Below are 9,960 nucleotides of genomic sequence, written 5' to 3' on the forward strand. Positions count from 1 at the left end.
CCTCATGGGCTCGGATCTCGGCGGATGCCGCGTGCTGGACGCCTTCGCAGGAAGCGGCGCGCTCGGGCTCGAGGCGTTGTCCCGCGGCGCATCGCACGCCACGTTCGTCGACTCGGCTGCCTTCGCGCTGCGTGCGATCGAGGCGAACGTCGAGTCCCTCGGCGCCGGGCCGCACGCCCGCGTCGCGCGCGGTGACGCCTTCCGGATGGCGTCGTCGGGGGCCGTTCCGGGGGCCCCGTTCGGTTTGCTCTTGGTCGACCCTCCCTATAGAATCGGGTCGGCTCAGGTTGCCTCCTTCCTCGCCGACCTCGCAAGAACGGGGCTGCTCGGGCCGGACGCCGTCGTCGTGTGGGAGCACGCGGCCGACGAGGAGGCCGACTGGCCGGACGGGTTCGAACCGGTCCGGTCGAAGCGGTACGGCACGACGGCGTTCGACATCGCAACCTACCGAGGAGGCCCGGGACCGGCATGAGGCGTGCGCTCTGCCCCGGCACCTTCGACCCGGTCACGTCGGGTCACCTCGACATCATCGAACGTGCGGCGGGCCTCGTGGACGAGGTCGTCGTGACCGTCGCCCTGTCGGCGGACAAGGGCGGCGGCCCGCTGTTCTCGCTCGACGAGCGCGTTGGGCTCGTGAAGGCCGCGACCGCCCACCTGCCTAACGTGTCGGTCGCGCCATTTGATACCCTGTTGGTCGAAGTCGCGCACCAGATGGGCGCAACGGTCATCATCAAGGGGCTGCGTGCCATCACCGACTTCGAGCGCGAGTTCCAGATGGCGCAGCTGAACTACCGGCTCGACAAGAGCATCGAGACAGTCTTCATCATGGCCGTCCCGGAGTACATGTACCTGAGTTCGTCGGCGGTCAAGGAGATCGCCGCGCGAGGCGGTTCGGTGCGAGGGCTCGTCCCGGACCCGGTGGCGGACGCTCTAGCAGAGCGGCTGGCACGGGCACAGACGACGGAGGTATAGGCAAGCATGGACATCATGGCGCTGATCGACCGCATCGAAGAGATCGTCGAGTCCGGACGTTCGATGCCCTTCACGTCATCGAAGATGGTGGACCCCGAGAAGATCTACGAGATCATCGATGAGGTCCGCGCGCAGTTCCCCGACGAGATCAAGCAGGCTCGCTGGGTCTTGAAGGAGCGCCAGGAGATGCTCGAGGAGGCGGAGAAGGAAGCCAACCGCGTCCTCGAGGAAGCGCGCGAGCGCGCGCAGGCCCTCGCGGCGGAGCAGGAAGTCGTGAAGATGGCCGAGCAGCAGGCGGCCGAGATGCTCGACAGCGCCCGTCAGCGCGAGCGTGAGATCCGACTCGGCGCCGAGGACTACGCTGACGAGATGCTCGCCAACCTCGAAGTGAACCTCGGCAAGCTGCTGACCTCCGTGCAGCGCGGGCGCGACCGCCTGCAGGGCAAGGTCGGCCAGCGCCAGTAGCGTGGGCTCGCTGACCGTCGACGTCACCCCGATCCTCGAGGTCACCGGGGGGTCGGTCGACGTGGAGACCGGCTACGACATCCCTTCGCTCGTCGTCGGCGACGAGACCTTCACCGCCCGGGGCCCCGTGTCCGTCGCCGCCACCGTCACCAACACCGGCGCGGGCTTCGTCGCATCGGGCAGCGTCACGTTCCCTGCGACCGCCCAGTGCGCGCGCTGCCTCAAGGACTTCGAGCTGGATCTGTCCGGCGAGGTGGAGGGCTTCTACGTGCGCCACGGCCACGACCGCGACCTGCCCGACGACCAGGAGTTCGGATACGTGGAGGACGGCGCGGTGGATCTCGGGGCGGCGATCGAGTCCGCGCTCGCGCTGGAGGCGCCGTTCGCGCCCCTCCACTCGGCCGACTGCAAGGGCCTGTGCCCGGAGTGCGGCGCGGACCTCAACGAGGGTCCGTGCGCGTGTCCGCGTGACGAGGACGCCGACGGCCCGTTCGCTGCGCTTCAAGGCTACGACACCGGCGAGGCGGAGGCGGATGCCGGCGACGAGTGACTCCGGCGGAATGCTCCCGGGCCGGGTTCACTCGCCTCGCCGGCCTGTGCTATCATGCGCAACCGCGCCCGGGGGCTCCCGGGGCGCGCACGGTTCGACAAGGACGGCCGACAGCTGCGGCCGAGAACGAGGAAGGCTGCACCATGCCGGTACCGAAGAGGAAGACCAACCGCCGCTCGCGCGACACGCGCCGCGCCACGCACAACCTCGAGGCGCCCGCGGCATCGCTCTGCCCGCAGTGCCATGCGCCGAAGCTCCCGCACCGCGTCTGTGCCTCCTGCGGCTACTACAAGGGCAAGGAAGTCGTCGACACCGAGTAGCGCCCGAGGCGCCGACGAGCTCGGTGTGGTGATCGACTGACCCCGTCACGTCTCGAAGGGAAACCCGTGCCCGAGGAGGTCACGCTCGTCGTCGACGCGGTCGGCGGCGACTTCGCACCCGCGGCCGTGCTCGACGGCGTCACGGCGGCACTCGCGGCGGACCCGGCGCTGACAGTGCTCCTCGCAGGGCCCGCGGACGTGGTCGAGCCGTACTGTGCCGGCCGCGATAGGGCGACGGCGATGGTCTGTCCCGAGGTCATCGCAATGGGCGAGCACCCGGCCCAGGCCGTGCGCTCCAAGCGCGACTCGTCGATCGTCGCCGGCTGCCGCGCAGTGAAGGAGGGGAGGGCGCACGCGTTCTTCTCCGCCGGCAACACCGGCGCGTGCATGGCTGCGGGCACGCTGGTCATGGGCCGCATCGCCGGCGTCTCCCGGCCCGCTATCGCAGCGGTCCTGCCGACCTCTCCCGAGCACCGGACCGTGCTGCTCGACGTCGGCGCCAACGCCGACTGCAAGCCGGAGAACCTCCTCGACTTCGCGCACATGGGCGCTGCGTACGCGCGCATCGTGCTGGGGAGCGACGCGCCCACCGTCGGCCTGCTCAACATCGGGTCCGAGGAGGCCAAGGGTTCCCAGCTGGCGCTGGACGCGCACGCGCTGATGCGCGAGCACGTGGAGGGCTTCGTCGGCAACGTCGAGGGCGGGGACGTTCCGCATGGCACCACGGACGTGGTGGTCACCGACGGCTTCAGCGGCAACGTCGCGCTCAAGGTGATGGAGGGGCTCTCGTCGGCCTTGCTCTCCCGCATCAGGGCCGCCATCACCGGCGACGTCGTCTCCAAGGCTGCCGCGGCAGTGCTCAAGCCCCGGTTCGCCGAGGTCAAGGCCGAACTCGACCCCGAGACCGTCGGCGGCGCACCGCTGCTCGGGGTCGACGGCGTGCTCATCATCGGGCACGGGGGCTCCGGTCCCGCCGCAGTAGCGGCCGCGTGCGGAGTCGCGGCGCGCGCCGTGCGTGGAGGGCTCGTCCCCGCGATCGCCCGGGCTGTCGCGAACGCCTGAGGCGTTCCCCCGGTTGCGACTCCGGCGCGGTCGTGTAGACTAGCGCGCACCATGCGCCCCCCCGAACATCAGCGAGCCGTCGCGGCCGCCATCTGTGGCATCGGCTCCTACCTTCCGGAGCGCGTGCTGACCAATGCCGACCTCGAGCAGCTGGTCGACACGTCGGACGAGTGGATCGTCAGCCGTACCGGGATCCGTGAGCGTCACATCGTGGCCGAGGGCGAGGCCACCTCGGACATGGCGGCCGCTGCCTCTCGCGTCGCGCTCGAGCGCGCCGGAGTGAGTGCGAGCGACCTCGACCTCATCATCGTCGCGACATCCACGCCGGACATGGCTTTCCCAGCCACCGCCTGCCTCGTCCAGACGAAGATCGGCGCGTCCTGCGCCGCGTACGATCTCAATGCTGCATGCACCGGGTTCATCTACGCGCTGGACGCCGCGTGTGCGGCGATCGAGAGCGGGCGGGCGCGGACGGTGCTCGTGGCGGGTTCCGACGCTCTCAGTACCATCGTGGACTTCGCCGACCGGTCGACGTGCGTGCTGTTCGGCGACGGCGCTGGCGCGGTGGTCGTGTGCGCCGCCGGGGAGCCCGGCATCCTGTCGACGGTGCTGGGTGCGGACGGTGCTGGCGCTGACCTGCTCAAAGTGCCCGGCGGCGGCTCCGCGTCTCCTGCGACCTGCGAGAGCGTCGCGGCGCGAGAGGTCTCCATCCGCATGAACGGCCCCGAGGTGTTCAAGTTCGCGGTGCGCGCCGTGCCGAAGGCCGCCCGCGCGGCGCTGAAGGCCGCCCACCTGACCATCGAGGACCTCGCGTGGCTCGTGCCGCACCAGGCGAACCAGCGCATCATGGACGCTGCCGCGGAGAAGCTCCACGTACCCGCCGAGCGCGTGTTCAGCAACGTCGCGGGGGTGGGGAACACCTCGTGTGCCTCGATACCTGTGGCCCTCGACGACCTGTATACTAGCGGGCGGCTCGCGCCCGGGATGGCTCTCGTACTCGTGGGATTCGGCGCGGGCCTGACCTGGGGGGCGACCGCGCTGAGATGGATCATGCCTGCGCCCGCGCGAAAGGGGTAGCCGGAGCGCTATGGGACTTCCGACACGACTCACCAAGCTGCTCGCCATCGAGCACCCCATCATCCAGGGCGGCATGGCATGGACCGCGACCGCTGAACTCGCGGCGGCGGTCAGCAATGCCGGCGGACTCGGGATCATCGGTGCGGGTCACATGCCCACCGATGTGCTGCGCGAGCAGATCCGCGGGACCAAGGCTCTGACGACGAGCCCGTTCGGCGTCAACCTCATGTTGCTGACGCCGCACATCGACGAGCTCGTGCAGCTCTGTCTAGACGAGGGTGTCCCGGCGGTGACCACGGGCGCGGGCAACCCCGGCAAGTACATGGCCGCACTCAAAGAGCACGGGATCCGCGTGCTGACCGTCGTTCCCTCGGTCGCGCTCGCCAGACGCATGGAGTCCATCGGCGCCGACGCCGTCATCGGCGAGGGTATGGAGGCCGGCGGGCACATCGGCGAGCTCACCACGATGGTGCTCATCCCCCAGCTCGCGGACGCCGTCGACGTCCCGGTCGTTGCGGCAGGCGGCATCGCCGACGGCAGGGGAGTGGCCGCTGTGTTCGCGCTCGGCGCCGACGGCGTGCAAGTCGGCACGCGGTTCATGTGCGCCACCGAGTGCACCATCCACCCCGCGGTCAAGGAGCGCATCCTCAAGGCCCGCGATCGCGACACGATCGTGACCGGCTACTCCACTGGCCATCCCGTACGCGTCATCCAGAACAAGCTCAGCAAGTTGCTCCAGGAGCTCGACCGGGACAACAAGCCACAGGAACTCGAGGCCCTCGGCAGCGGGAAGCTGTCCTTGTGCATGCGCGATGGCGACCTCGAGATGGGCAGCATCATGGCCGGCCAGTGCGCGTCGATGGTCGACAGCATCCAGCCCGCGGCCGAGATCGTCGCGGAGATGATGACCGAGGCGAGCGACGTGCTGCGCCGCATGTCCGCCCTGGTGGAATGAGGCGGCCTCACGTGACCGCGTCGATCGCGATCGTCTTCCCAGGCCAGGGTTCGCAGCGCGTCGGCATGCTCGATGCGCTGCCGCCCGTCGAGGGGCTTTCGCGGCTCCTCGACGCCGCCGAGGCCCTCTCGGACCTCGAGCTGCGCGCCTTCTCGACCTTCGGGCCGGAGGAGGAGCTCGCGCAGACGCGCGTCGCCCAGCCGTTGCTGTACCTCGCCGACTGGGCATGGGGTGCCGCCGTTCTCGAAGCGGGGGTCGCCCCCGTCGCGCTGGCCGGTCACAGCCTCGGCGAGTACGCGGCGCTGGCGCTGGCCGGCGTGTTCTCGGTCGAAGCGGGCCTCGAGCTCGTGATCACGCGTTCGCAGATGATGGCGCAGGCCGCTCTCGAGACGCCCGGGGCGATGGCAGCGGTCATCGGCCTCGACGGTCCTGTGGTCGCCGACAGCGTCGCGGGCATCGACGGGGTCTGGGTCGCGAACGACAACTGCCCAGGACAGGTCGTCATCTCAGGTACGCAGGATGGCGTCGCTGCCGGGTCCGAGGCGCTGTCGGCCGCGGGCGCGCGGCGCATCGTGCCGCTCGCGGTCTCGGGTGGGTTCCATTCGCCGCTCATGGCGCCGGCAGCGGAAGCGTTCGCCGAAGTCCTGGCCGCCGCGGAGTTCGAAGACGCTCGGCTGCCGGTCGTGCAGAACGCCGAGCCGGCGCCCGCCACGGACGCGCAGGTCATCCGCGAGCGGCTGACGCGCCAGATCGTCTCGCCGGTCCGCTGGACCGAGACGATGGGCGCGCTGGCGGCCGTCGGAGCGGACACGCTCGTCGAGGCAGGCCCCGGCGAGGTCCTGACCGGGCTCGCGAAGCGATACGAAGGGCTCGCCGCCGTCTCCGCTTCGGCGGCCGGCGTCGAGGCCGCCACCGGGAGGGTGGGGTAGATGAACGGTCTGACAGGCAAGAACGTGCTCATCACAGGCGCCTCCAGCGGCATCGGCGCGGCCATCGCGCTCCGCATGGCGGGCGAGGGCGCGTCCGTCGCGGTCAACTACTATCCGGGCTGCGGCGACGCGGCCGCCGAAGTGGTGTCGGCCATCGAGGCCGCTGGCGGGCGGGCGATCGCTGTCGAAGGCGACGTGACGAAGTCCGAGGACTGCGAGCGCAACGTCACCGAGGTCGTCGAGTCGCTCGGGTCGCTCGATGTGGTCGTCAACAACGCCGGCATCACGCGCGACGGTCTGCTCGTGCGCATGAGCGACGAGGACTGGGGCGCCGTGATCTCGACGAACCTGTCCGGCGTCTTTCTCATGACGCGTGCCGCATCGAAGGTGATGATGAAGGCCCGGGCGGGCGCGATCGTGAACATCGCGTCGGTCGTGGGCATCGGCGGGAACGCAGGCCAGGCGAACTACTCTGCCGCCAAGTCCGGCGTCATCGGGCTGACCAAGACGACCGCACGCGAGCTCGCGAGCCGCGGCATCCGATGCAATGCGGTCGCGCCGGGCTTCATCGAGACCGCCATGACCCAGAAGCTGTCCGAGGAGGTCCGCGCCCAGATCGCGGGCAGCATCGCACTCGGCACGCTGGGCGCTCCCGAGGACGTCGCGTCGGCGGTCGCGTTCCTGGCGTCCGACGACGCGCGTTACGTCACCGGTCACATTCTCACCGTCGACGGTGGGATGACGTTCTACTAAGCGCAACGGGAAGCCCCCGCTGTGCTCGGGAAGGAGGTGCCGCACATGGACAACGAGGAGATCTTCGAGAAGGTCAAGGAAGTCGTCGTCGACAACCTCAACGTGGACGCTGAGGACGTCGTCGAGGACGCATCCTTCCTGGACGACCTGGGAGCAGATTCGCTCGCCATCGTGGAGATCGTCATGGCGCTGGAGGACCACTTCGGCGTGTCGATCCCCGACGAGGACGCGGAGAGGATCAAGACGGTCGGCGACGCGGTGGCGTACATCGCATCGAAGGCCTAGCACCATCGAGACGCAACGCGACCGGGCGAGCGGGCGCGCGAGATGCGCGCGTCCGCTCGGCCCGTCGCCCCTACCGGAAGGCGCCGTACCTGTGGAGATGCCCAAGCTCGAGATGCCGAAGCTAGAGATCGGCGACGTGACCGCGAAGCTGCCCATCATCCAGGGCGGCATGGCCGTGCGCATCTCCATGGCGCCACTGGCCAGTGCGGTCGCCAACGCAGGCGGCATCGGCGTCATCGCGGGTTCCGGCCTTGAGCCGGAGGAGCTGGGTGCCGAGGTCAAGAAGGCGCGCGAGGCGACCGACGGCGTCTTGGGCGTCAACGTCATGGTCGCGGTCCGCAAGTTCAAGGATCTCGTCCAGACCGCGATCGCCAACGGCGTGGACCTCGTGATCGCCGGCGCGGGCTTCTCGCGCGACGTCTTCACGTGGTGCCGGGAGGCCGGCATCCCCATGGTGCCGATCGTGGGCTCGGAGCGCGTCGCGGCGCTCTCGCAGAAGTTCGGCGCGGGAGCGGTCATCGTCGAGGGCTTCGAGGCCGGCGGCCACCTCGGCACGGATGAGCCGATGCGCGACCTGCTTCCACGGATCATCGACGCGGTCGACATCCCCGTCGTCGGCGCTGGCGGCGTCGTGACCGGCGCGGACATCCGCGAGGTCCTGGACATGGGAGCGGCCGGCGTACAGATGGGTACCCGCTTCGCGGCGACGGTCGAGTCCTCGGCGTCGGAGGGCTTCAAGCAGATGTACGTCGACGCGACGGAGGACGACATCGTGCTCATCAAGAGCCCGGTCGGCCTGCCCGGCCGTGCGCTGCGCAACCCCTTCGTCGACAAGTCCCTGAGGGGCGAGGTGCCGCGCATCGAGTCGTGCGTGGTGTGCCTCAAGGAGTGCCACAAGGACTACTGCATCATCGACAAGCTCGTGAAGGCACAGCAGGGCGACGTCGAGGGCGGCCTCGTCTTCGCCGGCTCGGCCGCCGCGCGCATCCACGACATCCCGACCGTGGCGCAGCTGATGGAGCGTCTGGTCGAGGAGTGGCGCGCCGCCGCCGTGGCGGGCGCGTCGTGAGGCGCGTCGCGATCACGGGCCTCGGCTGCATCTCGCCGGTCGGCATCGGCGTCGGTGCGACCTGGGAGGCGGTCTCTTCCGGCGTGACCGGCATCGGCCCGATCGATACCTTCGACACCGCCGACTACCCCGTGCGCTTCGCAGGGCTCGTCAACGGCTTCGACCCGGCCGCGGTGCTCGACAAGACCGAAGCGCGCCGGATGTCGCGGTTCCAGCAGTTCGCGGTGGCGACCGCGGCGGAGGCCATCGCGGACGCAGGCCTCGAGATCACCGATGAGAACGCCGAGCGTGTGGGCGTTATCGTAGGCTCCGGGATCGGCGGCCTGCTCACGATGGAGGAGCAGACCGCGGTCATGCTCGAGCGCGGGCCTTCGCGCATCAGCCCGCTGCTCGTGCCGATGATGATCGTCGACCTCGCCGCCGGTCACATCTCGATCAAGTACGGCGCGAAGGGCATCAACTACGCCCCGGTGTCGGCGTGTTCGACCGGCAACCACGCACTCGGCGAGGCGTTCGAGGCCATCGTGCGCGGCCAAGCCGACGCGATCATCGCAGGCAGCTTCGACGCCGGTATCACGCCGCTCGGACTCGGCGGCTTCTGCGCCGCGCGCGCGCTGTCCACCCGCAACGAGGAGCCGCAGCGCGCATCGCGGCCGTTCGACCGCGGGCGGGACGGGTTCGTGATGGGCGAAGGGGGCGGCATCCTCATCCTGGAGGAGTGGGAGTCGGCTGTTGCCCGCGGCGCGCGCATCCGTGGCGAGGTCATCGGCTACGGGGCGAGTGGCGACGCCTATCACATCACCGCACCTGCCCCGAGCGGCGACGGCGCCCGCCGCGCCATGCGCGACGCGCTCGTTCGCGCGGGGATCGCACCGGGAGACGTGGGCTACGTCAACGCCCACGGCACCTCGACAGAGGTCGGCGACGCTGCGGAGTCCGCGGCAGTGCGCGCGGTGTTCGGCGACGACGCGCCGCCGGTCTCGTCGACGAAGTCGATGACCGGCCACCTGCTCGGCGGCGCTGCTTCGCTCGAGGCGGTCATCACCGTGCGCGCGCTGGAGGAGGGCGTCCTGCCGCCGACGATCAACCTCGACGACCCGGACCCCGAATGCGACCTCGACCACGTCGCGAACGTCGCGCGCGAGGCAGCGATCGACGTCGCGATCTCGAACTCGTTCGGCTTCGGCGGGCACAACACCACGCTCGTCCTCGCGCGCGTCGGCCGATGAGCCTCGACGAGGCCCGCCGCACCCGCGCGGAGGCATTGCTCGGCCACACGTTCGCAGACCCGTCGCTGCTGGCGGCCGCCCTCACGCACCCGAATGCGGCCGGTCAAGGCGGGCCGGACTGGCAGCGTCTCGAGTTCCTCGGTGACTCGGTCCTCAACGTGGCGGTGAGCGAGGCGATCTTCCTCCGGCACCCCGAGGTGCCGGAGGGCGGGCTGACCAAGTTGCGCGCAACCATGGTCTCCGGCCCGGCGCTGACCGAGGTCTTCGTGCAGCGCATCGCCGTGACCTGGCGGG

At 70.2% G+C, this 9,960-nt stretch carries 14 protein-coding genes; all 14 read left to right on the plus strand.

What is annotated here, in order from left to right:
- Window positions 1–472: methyltransferase (locus tag FDZ70_02925; protein ID TLM79465.1), on the plus strand; the 472-nt coding region annotated here is incomplete at its 5' end.
- Entirely contained in the window at window positions 469–972 is a 504-nt protein-coding gene (coaD, locus tag FDZ70_02930) for a pantetheine-phosphate adenylyltransferase (protein TLM79466.1), read from the plus strand. The genes FDZ70_02925 and coaD, both read left to right, overlap by 4 nt.
- A gap of 6 nt (window positions 973–978) precedes the next feature.
- Entirely contained in the window at window positions 979–1,437 is a 459-nt protein-coding gene (locus tag FDZ70_02935) for an ATPase (protein TLM79467.1), read from the plus strand.
- Between the two features lies 1 nt (window position 1,438).
- Window positions 1,439–1,987, plus strand: a complete 549-nt coding sequence (locus FDZ70_02940) for a DUF177 domain-containing protein (protein TLM79468.1) — start codon at window positions 1,439–1,441, stop codon at window positions 1,985–1,987.
- 143 nt (window positions 1,988–2,130) lie between these two features.
- Window positions 2,131–2,307, plus strand: coding sequence for a 50S ribosomal protein L32 (locus tag FDZ70_02945; protein ID TLM79469.1), 177 nt, complete (start codon window positions 2,131–2,133; stop codon window positions 2,305–2,307).
- Between the two features lie 66 nt (window positions 2,308–2,373).
- A complete protein-coding gene (gene plsX / locus FDZ70_02950; protein ID TLM79470.1) occupies window positions 2,374–3,369 on the plus strand; it encodes a phosphate acyltransferase PlsX in 996 nt (331 codons plus the stop codon).
- 51 nt (window positions 3,370–3,420) lie between these two features.
- Window positions 3,421–4,446 (plus strand): ketoacyl-ACP synthase III, encoded by a 1,026-nt coding sequence (locus FDZ70_02955; protein ID TLM79471.1) that lies wholly within the window; start codon window positions 3,421–3,423, stop codon window positions 4,444–4,446.
- Window positions 4,447–4,456: 10 nt separating this feature from the next.
- Window positions 4,457–5,401 carry an enoyl-[acyl-carrier-protein] reductase FabK gene (fabK, locus tag FDZ70_02960; protein TLM79472.1) on the plus strand — a complete coding sequence of 315 codons (945 nt, stop codon included), beginning with the start codon at window positions 4,457–4,459 and terminating at the stop codon, window positions 5,399–5,401.
- The gene (gene fabD / locus FDZ70_02965) at window positions 5,398–6,330 is read left to right on the plus strand and encodes an ACP S-malonyltransferase (GenBank protein ID TLM79473.1); all 933 of its coding nucleotides are present in this window, start codon (window positions 5,398–5,400) and stop codon (window positions 6,328–6,330) included. The genes fabK and fabD overlap by 4 nt, the downstream gene beginning before the upstream one ends.
- Complete coding sequence (gene fabG, locus FDZ70_02970; protein ID TLM79474.1) at window positions 6,331–7,083, plus strand: 3-oxoacyl-[acyl-carrier-protein] reductase; 753 nt, start codon at window positions 6,331–6,333, stop codon at window positions 7,081–7,083.
- A gap of 45 nt (window positions 7,084–7,128) precedes the next feature.
- Window positions 7,129–7,368, plus strand: coding sequence for an acyl carrier protein (locus FDZ70_02975; protein ID TLM79475.1), 240 nt, complete (start codon window positions 7,129–7,131; stop codon window positions 7,366–7,368).
- Between the two features lie 97 nt (window positions 7,369–7,465).
- Window positions 7,466–8,437: a nitronate monooxygenase gene (locus FDZ70_02980; protein TLM79478.1), complete on the plus strand. Its 972-nt coding sequence runs from the start codon at window positions 7,466–7,468 to the stop codon at window positions 8,435–8,437.
- The gene (fabF, locus tag FDZ70_02985) at window positions 8,434–9,666 is read left to right on the plus strand and encodes a beta-ketoacyl-ACP synthase II (GenBank protein ID TLM79476.1); all 1,233 of its coding nucleotides are present in this window, start codon (window positions 8,434–8,436) and stop codon (window positions 9,664–9,666) included. Before FDZ70_02980 ends, fabF begins: the two co-directional genes overlap by 4 nt.
- On the plus strand, window positions 9,546–9,960 hold a 415-nt coding region (locus tag FDZ70_02990), incomplete at its 3' end, for a hypothetical protein (protein ID TLM79477.1). The genes fabF and FDZ70_02990, both read left to right, overlap by 121 nt.

The sequence above is a fragment of the Actinomycetota bacterium genome (genome assembly GCA_005774595.1).
Taxonomy (GTDB): domain Bacteria; phylum Actinomycetota; class Coriobacteriia; order Anaerosomatales; family D1FN1-002; genus D1FN1-002.